14 protein-coding genes are annotated in these 13,502 nt (G+C 70.4%); 5 read left to right on the forward strand and 9 right to left on the reverse strand.

The features are described from left to right. The first annotated feature begins 69 nt into the window (after positions 1-69). Entirely contained in the window at positions 70-504 is a 435-nt protein-coding gene (locus tag ACYCO6_RS19125; RefSeq protein WP_459762246.1) for an RNA polymerase subunit sigma-70, read from the forward strand. 207 nt (positions 505-711) lie between these two features. Here ACYCO6_RS19125 and olsB read toward each other — a convergent pair whose 3' ends face one another. Further along, entirely contained in the window at positions 712-1,713 is a 1,002-nt protein-coding gene (gene olsB / locus ACYCO6_RS19130; protein WP_459773614.1) for a l-ornithine N(alpha)-acyltransferase, read from the reverse strand. 151 nt (positions 1,714-1,864) lie between these two features. Beyond that, positions 1,865-2,347 carry an Hsp20 family protein gene (locus tag ACYCO6_RS19135; RefSeq protein ID WP_459762248.1) on the reverse strand — a complete coding sequence of 161 codons (483 nt, stop codon included), beginning with the start codon at positions 2,345-2,347 and terminating at the stop codon, positions 1,865-1,867. Between the two features lie 194 nt (positions 2,348-2,541). Between ACYCO6_RS19135 and ACYCO6_RS19140 the strand changes: the two genes are divergently transcribed. Continuing rightward, the gene (locus ACYCO6_RS19140; RefSeq protein ID WP_459762250.1) at positions 2,542-3,576 is read left to right on the forward strand and encodes an alpha/beta fold hydrolase; all 1,035 of its coding nucleotides are present in this window, start codon (positions 2,542-2,544) and stop codon (positions 3,574-3,576) included. A gap of 4 nt (positions 3,577-3,580) precedes the next feature. Here the strand turns inward: ACYCO6_RS19140 and ACYCO6_RS19145 are convergent, their stop codons facing one another. Further along, positions 3,581-4,105, reverse strand: a complete 525-nt coding sequence (locus ACYCO6_RS19145) for a SixA phosphatase family protein (RefSeq protein WP_459762252.1) — start codon at positions 4,103-4,105, stop codon at positions 3,581-3,583. Between the two features lie 177 nt (positions 4,106-4,282). On the opposite strand from ACYCO6_RS19145, the gene ACYCO6_RS19150 reads away from it, so the two are divergent. Further along, positions 4,283-5,206 carry a class I fructose-bisphosphate aldolase gene (locus tag ACYCO6_RS19150; protein WP_459762254.1) on the forward strand — a complete coding sequence of 308 codons (924 nt, stop codon included), beginning with the start codon at positions 4,283-4,285 and terminating at the stop codon, positions 5,204-5,206. Positions 5,207-5,298: 92 nt separating this feature from the next. Here ACYCO6_RS19150 and ACYCO6_RS19155 read toward each other — a convergent pair whose 3' ends face one another. The 3 genes from ACYCO6_RS19155 to ACYCO6_RS19165 form a co-directional block, all read right to left on the reverse strand. After that, the gene (locus ACYCO6_RS19155; protein WP_459762256.1) at positions 5,299-6,150 is read right to left on the reverse strand and encodes an AAA family ATPase; all 852 of its coding nucleotides are present in this window, start codon (positions 6,148-6,150) and stop codon (positions 5,299-5,301) included. 297 nt (positions 6,151-6,447) lie between these two features. Beyond that, positions 6,448-7,089: a hypothetical protein gene (locus ACYCO6_RS19160; RefSeq protein WP_459762258.1), complete on the reverse strand. Its 642-nt coding sequence runs from the start codon at positions 7,087-7,089 to the stop codon at positions 6,448-6,450. Then, positions 7,086-8,360, reverse strand: coding sequence for an ATPase (locus tag ACYCO6_RS19165; protein ID WP_459762260.1), 1,275 nt, complete (start codon positions 8,358-8,360; stop codon positions 7,086-7,088). Before ACYCO6_RS19165 ends, ACYCO6_RS19160 begins: the two co-directional genes overlap by 4 nt. 298 nt (positions 8,361-8,658) lie before the next feature. Here ACYCO6_RS19165 and ACYCO6_RS19170 point away from each other — a divergent pair, with 298 nt between their 5' ends. Further along, a complete protein-coding gene (locus ACYCO6_RS19170) occupies positions 8,659-10,506 on the forward strand; it encodes a cation:proton antiporter domain-containing protein (RefSeq protein WP_459762262.1) in 1,848 nt (615 codons plus the stop codon). Positions 10,507-10,523: 17 nt separating this feature from the next. Here ACYCO6_RS19170 and ACYCO6_RS19175 read toward each other — a convergent pair whose 3' ends face one another. Continuing rightward, positions 10,524-10,931, reverse strand: coding sequence for a hypothetical protein (locus ACYCO6_RS19175; protein ID WP_459762264.1), 408 nt, complete (start codon positions 10,929-10,931; stop codon positions 10,524-10,526). Between the two features lie 334 nt (positions 10,932-11,265). On the opposite strand from ACYCO6_RS19175, the gene ACYCO6_RS19180 reads away from it, so the two are divergent. Beyond that, positions 11,266-12,441: a vWA domain-containing protein gene (locus ACYCO6_RS19180; RefSeq protein WP_459762266.1), complete on the forward strand. Its 1,176-nt coding sequence runs from the start codon at positions 11,266-11,268 to the stop codon at positions 12,439-12,441. A 218-nt stretch (positions 12,442-12,659) separates the two neighbouring features. On the opposite strand, the gene ACYCO6_RS19185 is transcribed toward ACYCO6_RS19180, so the two are convergent. Continuing rightward, entirely contained in the window at positions 12,660-12,980 is a 321-nt protein-coding gene (locus ACYCO6_RS19185; RefSeq protein ID WP_459762268.1) for a 2Fe-2S iron-sulfur cluster-binding protein, read from the reverse strand. A 147-nt stretch (positions 12,981-13,127) separates the two neighbouring features. Next, a complete protein-coding gene (locus ACYCO6_RS19190; RefSeq protein WP_459762270.1) occupies positions 13,128-13,448 on the reverse strand; it encodes an Hpt domain-containing protein in 321 nt (106 codons plus the stop codon). Positions 13,449-13,502: the final 54 nt, after the last annotated feature.

Consider the following 13,502-nt stretch of genomic DNA (forward strand, 5'->3'; position numbering starts at 1 on the left):
CAACCGGAGCGTTCCCGGCACGTTCTCAGGCGAGCAACCGGCCCGAGAGCCCGGCGGAGGATGGCGCCGATGGCGACGCTGAAGGAATTCGAGGAAGCCCTGCGCGAGCACGGCATGAATATGGCGCTGGCGCTCCTGGAGCGTCTGCGCGAGCGCGACCGCGCGACCCGCACGGTCAAGCCCGCCCGGCGGCTGACGGGCCAGAAGATGACTCCAGAACTCGCCCGGGCGATCCTGGACCTCCACGCCACGACCGGGATGACCCAGCAGGAGATCGCCTTCAAGGTCGGGGTGAATCAGGGCCGGGTGAACGAGGTGATCAAGCGCGGCAAGTGGCTCACCGATGACCCCAGCGCCCCTGAGGCGGTGGCCCGCGACAAGGCGGTCGCCCGGATGCGCGGCGAGCCGAAGCCCAAGAAGCCGGCCACCGCGCGCCCCAAGGAGCGCAAGGCGGCACCGCCGAAGGCGCGCAACCAGGGTCAGCTGGCGCTGGGAGATCTGTAAGGGCCGGTTCGGCGGCGCATGGCAAGCCTCCGATCGGATCCTGTCATCCTGCGGTACCCGCGTCAGCGGGCCTCGAAGGAGGCTCCCAGGGATCGCGCGGCCAGCCGGGGGCTTCTTCCAGGCCTGCGCTGCGCTCCGCCATCTCAGGATGAGGGGATCTGGTGCGGGGAGCGATTCTTACCCGCAGCCTGAACCCCATCCGGCCGCTCAGCCCGCCGGCGCGAAATGGCCCCGGTAGCGCGCGCCGATCGCCTCCACCGGGAGCGTTACGAACACGTCCGTCGTGCCGAACTGGCGGTCGATCACCGCGCCGTCGCCGAAGGTGGCGCCGAGGCGCAGGTAGCCCTTGATCAGCGGCGGCAGCGCCTGCAGGGCGGCCTTGGTGTCTACTGCCTCCTTCGGGAGCCGATCCATCGCCACCGCGCGCTCCGGCAGCGCGCGGGCCCGCCAGGCCTCCGGGGCGCGGGCATGATGGTGGAGGAAGGCGAGCGGCAGCGCCAGCCGGTCCGGATCCGTGCCCTCCAGGCTCGCGCAGCCGATCAGCGCGTCGATCCGGTGGTGCAGCACGTAGGCGTAGATCCCCTGCCACAACAGCTCGACGGTGCGCTTGCCCCGGTAGGGCTTGAGCACGCAGGAGCGACCGAGCTCCAGAAGCCGACATTGTCCCTGCGCGGCGAGCAGCGGCGCGAGATCGTACTCGCCCTCCGAGTAGAAGCCCGCGTGGCGCTCCGCCACCTCACCGCGCAGCAGCCGGTAGGTGCCGACCACCTTGGGCCGGGGCTCGACGAAGGGCTGCTTCCGCTTCTGTGCGGCGTGGTCGAGGACGAGGAGGTGGTCGCAGATCGCGTCGAAGCTGTCGGCATCGCGCCGCGACAGGGCGGCGAGCCCGGTGGGGACCGCCGACATCTCCTCGTAGAACACCTTGAAGCGCAGGCGTTGCGCCCGGCGGATCTCGGACTTCTTCGTCGCCAGCCGCACCTCCAGGCTGCCGATGCGGCCGAGACTGCAGCCTTCGAACGGTTCCGGCAGACGGATCGCGCGCTCGGCCGAGAGGACATCGGCGATGCCGGCCGGGCCCGGCTCGGCCGTCCGCGGATACGCTTGGCGACGCCGCAGCTTCGCGATCGGCGCGCCGACGCCCCATTGCACGCCCTTGTGCCAGCCGGCTCCGAGTGCGCTGTAGGCTCCGCGGGCGAGATTGGCGACCATGGTCGGGTTCACTCCGGGTGCCCATCCGTGCACCGTCGACATCGACACAGAGCACGAAGGCCAAACGCCATTATGACAGCCGACACGAGAAAGCGCCCCGGCCGGGGCCGGGGCGCTCCATCACCCTAGAACCTCCACGCGCGCGGCGGGATCAGGCCGCCTGCTGGACGTCGTCCTTTCGGACGTCACCCTCGATCACCGGGGCGCTCGGGCGCGCGGCCGTGGCGATCTGGATGCGGCGGGGCTTCTTCGCCTCCGGTACCTCGCGGACGAGGTCGATGTGGAGGAGGCCGTTCTCGAGAGCCGCACCGGTCACCTGGACGTGGTCGGCGAGCTGGAAGCGGCGCTCGAAGGAGCGGGCCGCGATGCCCTGGTGCAGGAACTCCGCCTTGCCCTCGGCCTTGCGCTCGCCCTTGAGCGTGAGCGCGTTCTCCCGAACCTCGATCGACAGGTCGGACTCGGTGAAGCCGGCGACCGCGACCGTGATGCGATAGGCGTTCTCGCCCGTCCGCTCGATGTTGTAGGGCGGGTAGGTGGGCGCAGCCTCCGCGCTGGCGAACTGGTCGAGGGCGGAGAACAGCCGGTCGAAGCCGACGGTGGAACGGTAGAGGGGAGCGAGATCGAACTGACGCATGACATATCCTCGTTTGAGCAACATGCAATTCCGGTCCGCCCGATGGGCCGGACCCGTCTTCCGTGCCGCCTGATGGCCGGCACAGGCGAGATATCGGAGGGGGAAAATCGGGCTTCAAGACCCCGGGCCATGGTAGGAATCGAGATTTTTTCGCTACGGTCCGACTGCCCACGGACGCGCTTGAGGTGAGCCCTGTGAGACGGTTCGACGGTGAGATCGGGCGGGAGCCGCCGCTCCTGACCCTGCGCAGCACGCCGGACAATCCGGTGCCCCCCGGAGGCACCCTGATGGCTGTCGGCACGCGCGACGACTGCACCCTGCGGGTCGCCTACTGGCAGACCACGGCGCGCACCTGCCGGGGCACCATCTGCCTGCTCCAGGGCCGGGCCGAGTTCATCGAGAAATACTACGAGACGATCCACGAGCTGCGGGCACGCGGGTTCGCGGTCGTCGCCTTCGACTGGCGCGGCCAGGGCGAATCGGACCGGCGGGTCGGCGACCCGCACAAGGGCCACGTCGCCCGGTTCGACGAGTACCGGCTCGACCTGAAGGCCGTGACCGAGACGGTGCTGGTTCCGCTGATGCCCGAGCCGCATATCGCCCTCGCCCACTCGATGGGCGGGTGCGTGGCACTCCTCGGAGCGCTGGACGGCTGGCTGCCGTTCCAGCGCCTGGTGGCGCTGGCGCCGATGCTGTCGATCCGGATGGTGCGCTGGCCGGCCGGGGCCGCCCTCGTGTCGCGGGCACTGCACCGGCTCGGCCTGGGGAGCCGCTACGTCCCGCTGGGCAAGCCGGTCTCGATCGCCACCAACCCCTATCCCGGCAATCGCCTCTCGCGCGACCCCGTGCGCTACGCCCGCAACGCCGCGGCAGCCCGGCAGGTCGGGGCCGGCGCGGTGGGTGATCCGACGGTCGCGTGGCTCGCCGAGGCGTTCCGGGCGATGGCCCGCCTGCGCGATCCGCGCGCCGCGCCGCGCATCGCCGTGCCGACGCTGATCATCGCGGCGGGCGCCGACCCGGTCTGCGGGACCCTCGACACCGAGCGCTTCGCCGCCCGGCTGAAGGCCGGCCACATCCTGGTCCTGCCGGATTCCCGGCACGAGATCCTGACCGAGCGCGACGCCATCCGGCAGGATTTCTGGGCGGCGTTCGAGGCCTTCGTGCCGGGCTCGCCCCTGCCCTCCCCGGCGGAGGTGGAGGCGCACGCCGCGGCCGTGCCGCTGGAGTGACCCGTCAGCCCGCGAGATCCGGGTCGATGTCCCGGGGGCGCACGAACCGCTCCAGGCGCCCCCGGCCCGGGGCGATCTCCGCCCAATGGGTGGCGTCGAAATCGATCACCACGTAGGCCGCTGTCGGAAACTCGACCGTGAGGCGCGAGCGCGCCGCGCGCGGTCCCTCCCCGGCGAGACCCACCGCGAGATCGCCGAGACCGGGATTGTGGCCGACGACGATCACCGTGGCGGCCGCGTCCGGGGCGTCCCGGATCACCGCGAGAATCCGCTCCGCCGGCGCCTCGTAGATCTCGGGATGCCAGCGCGTCTGCGGATTCCCGAGTGCCGCGGCCACGGCCTCCCAGGTTTCCCGGGTGCGTTCGGCCGGCGAGACGAGGGCGAGGTCCGGGCGGAAGCCCGCCTCGGCGAGATGGGCGCCCACGGCCGGCGCGGCCCGGCGGCCCCGGGGATTCAGGGGGCGTTCGCGGTCGGCGACGCCCGCCGGACGGTCCGACTTGGCGTGCCGCAACAGGATCAGCCTGCGCATGGTAGGGGCCTCCGGAACGAGCCTCTCGCGGCTGTCGGCGCGCGCCGCGCCGGCAGCCTCAGCCCGGTTATCCGAAAGCGCGGCGTGCGGGAACCTCGGCTTGCCTGCCCGGTTCGCAACGCGGGCCGTCCGCGCCCCGCCCGCGGCGCGGCGATCCCCGGCGAAGGAGGCTGCCCGATGGAACGATCGCCCCGCGTCACCGAGATCCTGTCCTGGTACGGGGCCGACAGCCCCGGGACGCTCGCCAACCTCGCCCGGATGCTGGAGCACGGGCGGCTCGGCGGCACCGGCAAGATGCTGATCCTGCCGGTGGATCAGGGCTTCGAGCACGGCCCCGCCCGCAGCTTCGGTCCGAACCCGCCGGCCTACGATCCGCACTACCATTTCGAGCTCGCCCTGGCGGCGGGCTGCAACGCCTACGCGGCGCCGCTCGGTTTCCTGGAGGCGGGCGCGCGGGACTATGCCGGGCGCATCCCGCTGATCCTCAAGCTCAACGACCACGATCTCCTGGCCGACGAGGACGACCCCGAGCAGGCGATCACCGGCTCGGTGGCCGATGCGCTGCGGCTCGGGGCCAGCGCCATCGGCTTCACGATCTATCCGGGCTCCGCCCACCGCAACGCCATGTACGGCCAGATCCGCGAGATCGCCGAGGAGGCCAAGAGCGTCGGGCTCGCGGTGGTGATCTGGTCCTACGCCCGCGGCTCGGCCCTGTCGAAGGAGGGCGAGACCGCCATCGACGTCATCGGCTACGCGGCGCAGATCGCCGCGCAACTCGGCGCGCACATCATCAAGGTGAAGCTGCCCACCGCCCATATCGAGCAGCCGGCGGCCAGGAAGGTCTACGAGTCCACCGGCATCCCGATCGGCACCGCGGCCGAGCGCGTCCGGCACGTGGTGCAATGTGCGTTCAACGGCCGGCGGATCGTGATCTTCTCCGGCGGTGCGCACGCCGAGGAATCGCAGTTCCTCGACGAGATCCGGGCGATCCAGGCTGGCGGCGGCTTCGGCTCGATCGTCGGCCGCAACGCCTTCCAGCGCTCGCGCGCGGATGCCCTGAAGCTGCTGGGTCAGATCACCGACATCTACGCGGGTCGATGACCCTGCCCGCGCGCTCGGCGAGGTCGATCATTCGCACGGCGCCCTCAGGATGAGAGTGTCAGCGGGAAAAGCGCGCCGAGCGCCGTGAGAACTCAGCCGCCCCGCTGCTCCCGGCGCATCATGAAGGCGAGCTTCTCGAACAGGCTGACATCCTGCTCGTTCTTCAGGAGCGCCCCGTGGAGCGGCGGGATCAGCTTCCGGCCATCGTGCTCGCGCAACGTCTCGGGGGTGATGTCCTCGGAGACGAGGAGCTTCAGCCAGTCGAGCAGTTCCGAGGTCGAGGGCTTCTTTTTCAGGCCCGGCGCCTCGCGCATCGCCAGGAAGATCCGCAGGGCCTCCTCGACGAGGCGGTGCTTGATGCCCGGGTAGTGCACGTCGACGATGCGCTGCAGCGTCTCGGCATCCGGGAACTTGATGTAGTGGAAGAAGCAACGGCGCAGGAACGCGTCCGGCAGCTCCTTCTCGTTGTTCGACGTGATGATCACGATCGGCCGGCGCACGGCCTTCACGGTCTCGCCGGTCTCGTAGACGTGGAACTCCATCCGGTCGAGTTCGGTCAGGAGGTCGTTGGGGAACTCGATATCGGCCTTGTCGATCTCGTCGATGAGCAGGACCGGGCGCTCGGGCGCCGTGAAGGCCTCCCAGAGCTTGCCGCGCCGGATGTAGTTCCCGATCTCCGAGACCCGCGGGTCGCCGAGCTGCGAGTCGCGCAGCCGCGAGACCGCATCGTACTCGTAGAGGCCCTGCTGCGCCTTCGTGGTCGACTTGATGTTCCAGACGATGAGCGGCGCGGCGAGCCCCTTGGCGATCTCCTCGGCCAGAACGGTCTTGCCGGTGCCGGGCTCGCCCTTCACCAGGAGCGGGCGCTCCAAGACCACGGCGGCGTTGACCGCCGCGGTGAGGTCGGGGGTCGCGACGTAGGTCTCGGTTCCGGAAAAGCGCATCGCGGTCTCAAAGAGGCTGGCCTGGGGCGACGGGTAACGCGGCGCAAGGTCGTGCCGCAAGCGCCGCGCCGTGCGGCCCCGTTGCCGTGAAGCGTCGGTCCGACGGGTCGCAGGAGCCCCGACCCACCCGCGCCCTCATCTTGAGGTGCCCGCGGCAGCGGGTCTCGAAGGAGGGTTCCCGGGATCGCGGCGCTGTCTCGAGGCCGCCTTCGAGGCCTCCACTGCCCTCCGGCACCTCAGGATGAGGATGCGGGGCGGATCGCCGGGCGCGCCGCCCAAGCGCTGGCGGCCGGTTGATCAGCTCTTCTCGTGCCAGACGCAGTTCCGGGCGAGGATCTCCAGGTTCACGTCCGATTTCTGCGGCTGCGGCAGCGTCTTGCCGTCCATGGCGAGGTCGATCTTGATCTCGACCTGCCCCTTCGCTTCGTTGGAGCGGCGGGAAAAGTAGCAATACTGCTGATAAGGCTGGTCGGCGTTGTCCTTGAAGTTCCAGCCGGTCACGATCTGCCCGTCGAGATAGGGCACCTGCTTGAACACCGTGAAGGTCGTGTTCACCGCCGCCTTCGAGGCCGGGGCGGCGTCGCTGCCGAGCTGCGCCTTGGTGGGCGTCGGCGTGACGGGGGCCTTGGGCAGGCCCTCGAGCTTGAGCACGTTGTCGGTCAGCGTGACCTCGCCCTTGGTCTTGAGGGTCACGTCCGAGAGGGCGGCCTGCATGGCGGCGGCGATCTTCTCGGCGGCGGTATCGAACTTGTTGAGCGTCGCCCAGCCATAGGCCGCCGCCCCGACGCCGATGCCGGCGAGGCACGTGAAGGCGCCGAAGCCCAGCGCCCGGAACAGGAAGGCGCGGGCCGCGACGTAGCTCGAATCCGCCCGCAGACGGGAATTCACCTGCTGGGCGAGGGCGATGTTCTCGGGGGTCCCGCTTGCGACGTAGTTCATGCCCCGGCTCCCGCGGCAGGTAGGGTCTGGCCCGGATGAGTCTGGCCGGCCAGCGGCTGTCCGGGAAGGGCCTGCTGGCCCTGGGCCGGACGATTCATCGGGATCACCGCCCCGGAGGCGTTGGCGGCGCGCGGCAGGATCGGCTCAGGGTGCGAGCGCAGGGCTTCGGCGATCGCGTCCAGCATGTAGGGGGCGGCCTCCGGGTTCACGGCGGCGCCGAGGTCGTCCTCGTCCATGAAGGTCCGGCGGGTCGAGACCGCGCAGAGCGCCAGGATCGTGGACGCGAAGGCGGCGCAGACCGCGGGCAGGAACACGAAGATCCGCAGGAAGGCGTGGACCTGGCTCTCGGTCACGTCGATCGGGTCGACGCCGTAGACCATGGCGGTGAAGGAGTGGAGCTGTGAGCGGTTGACCGCGTTGCGGTAGGCCTGCTCGGCATCGGCGACGCGCCGGTCGGCGGCGCCCGGATCGAGCGCCGCGCGGGCCTTGCGGGCCTCCTCCAGGTCCTTGATCATCCCGGCGCGGTCGGCGGACGCCTTGGTGACGCCCTGTGACAGGGCGGCGACGCGCGGATCGGCCACGCATTTCAGGTTCTGATACTTCCGGCCCTTGCTGTTGGTGCCGAACACCCGCTCGCAGCGCTGGGCCGGCAGGCCGGCGAGCTGCTGAGCGTTGTCGGCGGAGCGCTTCTCGATCTGGTCGAGCTCGGCCGTGTACTGCGCCACGCGCTCGTCCGCGGCCTTGATGCGGTCCCCGATCGTCGCCCGGTCGGCCTGGGCGTCTTTCAGGGCGGTCTTGGTGCGGGCCGCCTCCATCAGGCGGGGATGGAACATCATCTCGCCGAGCTGCGACACCGACTTGGTGGTCACGCCCGCCGCGAAGATGATGCCGATCACCGCGAGCGCGCGCACGAAGTACGAGCGCTGCGTGCGGGCCAGGATGCCGAGCGGCACCCGGCACAGCTCCACCGCGGCGTAGACCATCGGCGCCAGCAGCATGAAGTAGAAGGCGTGCCAGTCGCCGTCGCTGTAGACGCCCGCGAACAGCCACGCGCCCCAGAGCGAGGCGCCGATCACCATGAACTCGACGAGGTACGCGATCGCCACGTAGCCCCACTTGATGCGGTAGCCCTTCTCGACGTGACGCTGGTGGCGCCACCGGTCCGACTCGAGCTTCCACTCGCGCTGCTCGCGCGTCAGGTCGCGATTGGGGGGCGCTGCGGGGCCGGAAAATATCGATTTGATGGAGATCATCGGCCTCGTCGCATCCATCGGGTCCAGTCTCGGGCGCGGCCTGGCCGAGCTTAACCCTCGTTTAACTCATGCGTGTATGCGTGCATTGTGCCGATTTTGGGCCGTATTGCACGTCTCCGCCCGCCGCCCGCCGGGAACAGGCCCCGGGGTGGCCGAAATGTCTCACCGGACCCGTGTATCCGTCCTGTGTCGCAGCACACCTGCCCGGGGGCTTCGGCCTTGAAATTCGGTTGCTCCCCGTCCGCGGCCGACCCATGATCGCGCAGCCGTGATCGGCACCCGCGCCGCTCCCAAGAGACGAGGTGATCCGCCGCCGATGCCAGAGGTCCACGCCGGCTCCTACAAGGAAGCGATCCTGTTCCTCGTCACAGCGGGCATCGTGGTGCCGCTGTTCCACCGGCTGCGGATTTCGCCGGTGCTCGGCTTCATCGGCGCCGGGGCCCTGCTCGGGCCCTACGGCCTCGGGCGCTTGGCCGATGCCCACCCGTACGTCCACCTGTTCACCATCGGCAACCGCACCGAGATCGCGCACCTCGCCGAGTTCGGCGTGATCTTCCTGATGTTCATGATCGGTGTCGAGCTGTCCTGGGAGCGCCTGCGGGTCCTGCGGCGCCTGGTCTTCGGCCTCGGCTCCCTGCAGGTGGGCTGCTCCGCGCTAATCCTCGGGGCGATCCTCTACGGGCTCCACGTGCCAATGGCCGGCGCGGTGATCGTGGGGATCGGGCTCGCCCTGTCGTCGACGGCCGTGGTGCTGCCGGTGCTGGCCGAGCAGCGGCGGCTCAACGCCCCCACCGGACGCACGAGCTTCGCGGTCCTGCTGTTCCAGGATCTGGCGGTGGCGCCGGTCCTGTTCGCCATCGCGGTGCTCGGTCGCGACGACGGCGGCGACAAGGGCTGGGCGCTGGCCATGGCCCTCGGCCAGGCGGCCATCGCGCTGGTGCTGATCGTGGTGGCGGGCCGCCTCGCCCTGCGCCCCCTGTTCCAACTCGTGGCGCGCACGCGCTCCACCGAGCTGTTCATGGCGGCCTGCCTGCTGGTCATCGTCGGCACGGCGCTGACCGCCGCGGCGAGCGGCCTGTCGATGACGCTCGGCGCCTTCGTGGCCGGCCTGCTGCTCGCCGAGACCGAGTATCGCCGGGCGATCGAGGCGACGATCGACCCGTTCAAGGGCCTGCTGCTCGGCGTGTTCTTCGTCTCGGTGGGCATGAACCTGGACCCGGCCCAGCTCATGGCGACGCCGGGCGCCATCATCGGCCTGTCGCTGGCGCTGGTCCTGATCAAGGCCGCCGTGGTGATGATGGCCGCCCCCGCCCTCAAGATCTCCCGGCCCGTGGCCCTCGAGACCGCCCTGCTCCTCGGGCCGGGCGGGGAATTCGCCTACGTGCTCATCGGCGGCGCCATGGCCACAGGGCTGGTGCCGGAAGATGTCGGGGCGGCCGCCCTCGTGGTGACCACCGTCACGATGATCATGATCCCGGCGCTGTCGGTTCTGGGGCGGCGGCTTGCCCGCCGGGCGACGAGCGCCGCCCAGGACGCCGCCAAGGCGGAGCCGATGCCGGAGCGGGTGGAGAACCGGGTGATCGTCGCGGGCTTCGGCCGCGTCGGCCGCCAGGTCGGCGAGATGCTGGACCGGCACAAGATCCCCTACCTCGCCCTCGATTCCGACGCCGCCCGGGTCGCCGAGCAGCGCCGCGCCGGCGCGCCGGTCTATTTCGGGGACAGCGGCAACACCGAGATGCTGCGCCGCTGCGACATCGCCACGGCCCGGGCCCTGGTGGTCACCCTCGACAACCCGCGCGCCGTCGAGGCGGCGGTGGTGGCGGCCCGCGCCGAGCGGCCGGACCTGACCATCGTGGCCCGGGCCCGCGACGCCCGCCACGCCTCGGCGCTCTACGAACTCGGCGTCGACGACGCGGTGCCGGAGACGATCGAGGCCTCGCTGCAATTGTCGGAAGCGGTGCTGGTCGATGTCGGCGTGCCGATGGGGCTCGTCATCGCGTCGATCCACGAGCGGCGGGACGAGTACCGCGCCCTGCTGAAGAAGCGTGAGAGCGAGGCGAAGCCGATCTTCCGCGCCCGCCGCACCGTGGGCAAGGCCCTCGGCAAGCCGCCGGCCCGGAAGGAGCCCGGTCGTCAGGAGGCCGCCGCCGGCCAGGAGGCGTGAGGCACGGGCCGCTCGGTTCAGGCCGAGGCGCGATGGGCCTCGTCGAGCTTGGGGCGCCGCGCGACGCGGCTGCGCGGCGCCGGCTCGAACCCGTCGGCGAAGCTGCAGCGGTAGACGAGTTCGTCCGCCGGGCCGAGCCCGGTCACCAGCGGCACCGTCACCGTGTCGCCGGAGAAGCGCCAGCCGCGCACGCCCTTGTCCCAGTAGAGCCAGACGGTCCCCGGATACCCGCGCAGGGTGAACACCGCGGCCTTGCGCGACAGGGCCTGCACGGCGCGCGGCGCGTACATGCCCTTGTCGCGGTATGCGGCCCGCGTCGGTTCGGGCTGACGATCCATGAAGGTATTGCGCACCAGCTGAATCGTCGCCCCCGGCTTCGCGAGAAACCGCTTGAATTCCGTCAGATTCCGCAGGATGACCGCCATCGCAGGTCTCCTCGCTGCCCGATGCGGCACGCGTCGTCGCGCCCGCACTCACTCGATGCTTCGAGTTGAGCGTTTCCCGTGACGGAATGAGTGACCGGGCGAGGCTTCCCCGGACACATATCAACAGATTCGGCGACTTATACCCAGCTTATCGGCTCTCTCGGGCGGGAGAGTCTCACCGCAGCGGCGGAATCCGCATCATGCGCGGCGCTGAATCTTGTCGACCATTCGAGAAGATTCTGAATCGGAGTCTGGAAGATCTGCCAAGCTCGGCGCTTTCCCGTACGATTCGTCCGGGCTTGACCCGGGCGTCCGGCTGACGCGTTCTCCCGGGATGCTGCTGCAGTTCTTCACGGCCCTCCGGGACGCCAAGGTCCCCGTCTCCCTGAAGGAGTACCTGACCCTGCTCGGCGCCCTCGACCGGGGTCTCGCCGAGCACGACGTCGAGGCGTTCTACTTCCTGTCGCGCACGGCCCTGGTGAAGGACGAGGCCCATCTCGACCGCTTCGACCGGGTGTTCGGCACGGTGTTCAAGGGGCTGGAGACCCTCGGCGAGGCGGTGGAGCCGGCCGCCATTCCGGAGGAATGGCTGCGCAAGCTCACCGAGAAGTACCTGACCGAGGCCGAGAAGGCGGAGCTGAAGGCGCTCGGCTGGGACAAGCTGTTCGAGACCTTGAAGCAGCGGCTGGCCGAGCAGAAGGGGCGCCACCAGGGCGGCTCGAAATGGATCGGCACCGGCGGGACCTCGCCCTTCGGCGCCTACGGCTACAATCCCGAGGGGATCCGCATCGGCCAGGACGGCAACCGCAATTTCCGGGCGGTGAAGGTCTGGGACAAGCGGGAGTTCAAGGACCTCGACGACGATCGCGAGATCGGCGCGCGCAACATGCGCCTCGCGCTGCGTCGCCTGCGCCGCTTCGCCCGGACCGGGGCCGCCGAGGAGCTCGACTTGGACGGCACGATCCGCGAGAGCGCCCGCCAGGGCTATATCGACGTGCGGCTGCGGCCGGAGCGGCGCAACGCCGTCAAGGTGCTGCTGTTCCTCGACGTGGGCGGCTCGATGGACTGGCACATCGAGCAGGCGGAGGCGCTGTTCTCGGCGGCCCGCTCGGAGTTCAAGCACCTCGCGCACTACTACTTCCACAACTGCCCCTACGAGGCGGTCTGGACCGAGAACCGGCGGCGGCACGAGGCCAAAACGCCGCTGCTCGACGTGATCCGCACCTATGGCAGCGACTACCGGCTCGTCTTCGTGGGCGACGCCTCCATGAGCCCCTACGAGATCGCCACGCCCGGCGGCTCTGTGGAGCACTGGAACGAGGAGGCCGGCGCCGTCTGGATGCAGCGGCTCCTCGATCATTTCCCCAAGGCGGCGTGGCTGAACCCGGTGCCCGAGACGCACTGGGGCTACACCCAGTCGATCGGCATGATGCAGCGGCTGGTCGCCGGCCGGATGTTCCCGCTCACCCTGGAGGGGCTCGACGCCGCGGCGCGCGCCCTCGTCCGGTGAGGCCCGGCTTTTCCCGGTTGTGCGCTCCCATCCCGCGGCGGGCCGCGCCCTCGTCCTGAGGTACCCGCGTCAGCGGGCCTCGAAGGAGGGTTCCAGAGGATCGCGCGGCCGGGCGGAGGGCTCCTTCGAGGCGGCTTCGCCGCACCTCTCAGGACGAGGGCGATATGGGATGATCCGGCGTGCCCCGGGCGCCCTCGCCGCTCCGCGATGGCAGCGTCTCAGCCCTGCTGTGCGGGCGTCGTCACCACCAGCCCGTCGAGCTCGGGCGTGATCTTGATCTGGCAGGAGAGGCGGGAGTTCTCGCGCACGTCGCTGGCGAAATCGAGCATGTCCTGCTCCATGTCCTGCGCCTTGCCGACCACCTCGAGCCACGCGTCGGCGACGTAGACGTGGCAGGTGGCACAGGCGCAGGCGCCGCCGCATTCCGCGTCGATGCCCGGCACGTTGTTGCGCAGAGCCGTCTCCATCACGGTCGCGCCGACACTGCCTTCGACGGTCCTCTCCGTCCCGGCCTGGTCGACGTAGGTGATCTTGGGCATGCTGGGGCTCCGGGCTCGCGTCGAGCGCATTCAGTCCGACGGGCGGCGTGCCTGCTTGGCGGCAGAGACCGCGGAATGCAAGCGCGGCGGGTTACGCCGGTCCCGGATCGATCGCCGCATCGCGGCAGAGTCGTCGCGACAGGTGCGTCAGATCCCCCCGCCCGCGATCTCCGCCAGCGCCGCCGCGACCGCGGCGGAGAGTTCGTCGAGCGGCACCGTCTCCGCGCCGGCGCGGAGACGCGCCTCGGCGGCGTCGGCCAGCGCGCGCACCTGTTCGGCCCCGACGCCCGCGGCCGAGCCCTTCAGAGTGTGGGCGAGGTCGGCGCGCTGATCCCGCGGCACGGAGCAGTCGGTCAGCCGGGGCAGGATCGACCGACACTGGTCGGCGAACAGGTCCAGAACCTCCCTGGCGAGGTCGGCGTCGCCGGCGGTCTGCGCAGCGAGTGCAACGCGGTCAATGGCCTGCATGCTCGGGCTCCCGGCATCCGGATTCGTCGGGGATTGCGGATCTGATCCACACAA

The sequence above is a fragment of the Methylobacterium sp. CM6257 genome (assembly GCF_054611515.1).

Excerpts from the sequence above, each read along its gene's own strand:
- ACYCO6_RS19165 (WP_459762260.1), bottom strand. The coding sequence starts at position 8,360 with ATGGATGCGACGAGGCCGATGATCTCCATCAAATCGATATTTTCCGGC.
- ACYCO6_RS19150 (WP_459762254.1), top strand. The coding sequence starts at position 4,283 with ATGGAACGATCGCCCCGCGTCACCGAGATCCTGTCCTGGTACGGGGCC.
- olsB (WP_459773614.1), bottom strand. The coding sequence starts at position 1,713 with ATGGTCGCCAATCTCGCCCGCGGAGCCTACAGCGCACTCGGAGCCGGC.
- ACYCO6_RS19135 (WP_459762248.1), bottom strand. The coding sequence starts at position 2,347 with ATGCGTCAGTTCGATCTCGCTCCCCTCTACCGTTCCACCGTCGGCTTC.
- ACYCO6_RS19155 (WP_459762256.1), bottom strand. The coding sequence starts at position 6,150 with ATGCGCTTTTCCGGAACCGAGACCTACGTCGCGACCCCCGACCTCACC.
- ACYCO6_RS19170 (WP_459762262.1), top strand. The coding sequence starts at position 8,659 with ATGCCAGAGGTCCACGCCGGCTCCTACAAGGAAGCGATCCTGTTCCTC.
- ACYCO6_RS19190 (WP_459762270.1), bottom strand. The coding sequence starts at position 13,448 with ATGCAGGCCATTGACCGCGTTGCACTCGCTGCGCAGACCGCCGGCGAC.
- ACYCO6_RS19185 (WP_459762268.1), bottom strand. The coding sequence starts at position 12,980 with ATGCCCAAGATCACCTACGTCGACCAGGCCGGGACGGAGAGGACCGTC.
- ACYCO6_RS19145 (WP_459762252.1), bottom strand. The coding sequence starts at position 4,105 with ATGCGCAGGCTGATCCTGTTGCGGCACGCCAAGTCGGACCGTCCGGCG.
- ACYCO6_RS19160 (WP_459762258.1), bottom strand. The coding sequence starts at position 7,089 with ATGAACTACGTCGCAAGCGGGACCCCCGAGAACATCGCCCTCGCCCAG.
- ACYCO6_RS19125 (WP_459762246.1), top strand. The coding sequence starts at position 70 with ATGGCGACGCTGAAGGAATTCGAGGAAGCCCTGCGCGAGCACGGCATG.
- ACYCO6_RS19180 (WP_459762266.1), top strand. The coding sequence starts at position 11,266 with ATGCTGCTGCAGTTCTTCACGGCCCTCCGGGACGCCAAGGTCCCCGTC.
- ACYCO6_RS19175 (WP_459762264.1), bottom strand. The coding sequence starts at position 10,931 with ATGGCGGTCATCCTGCGGAATCTGACGGAATTCAAGCGGTTTCTCGCG.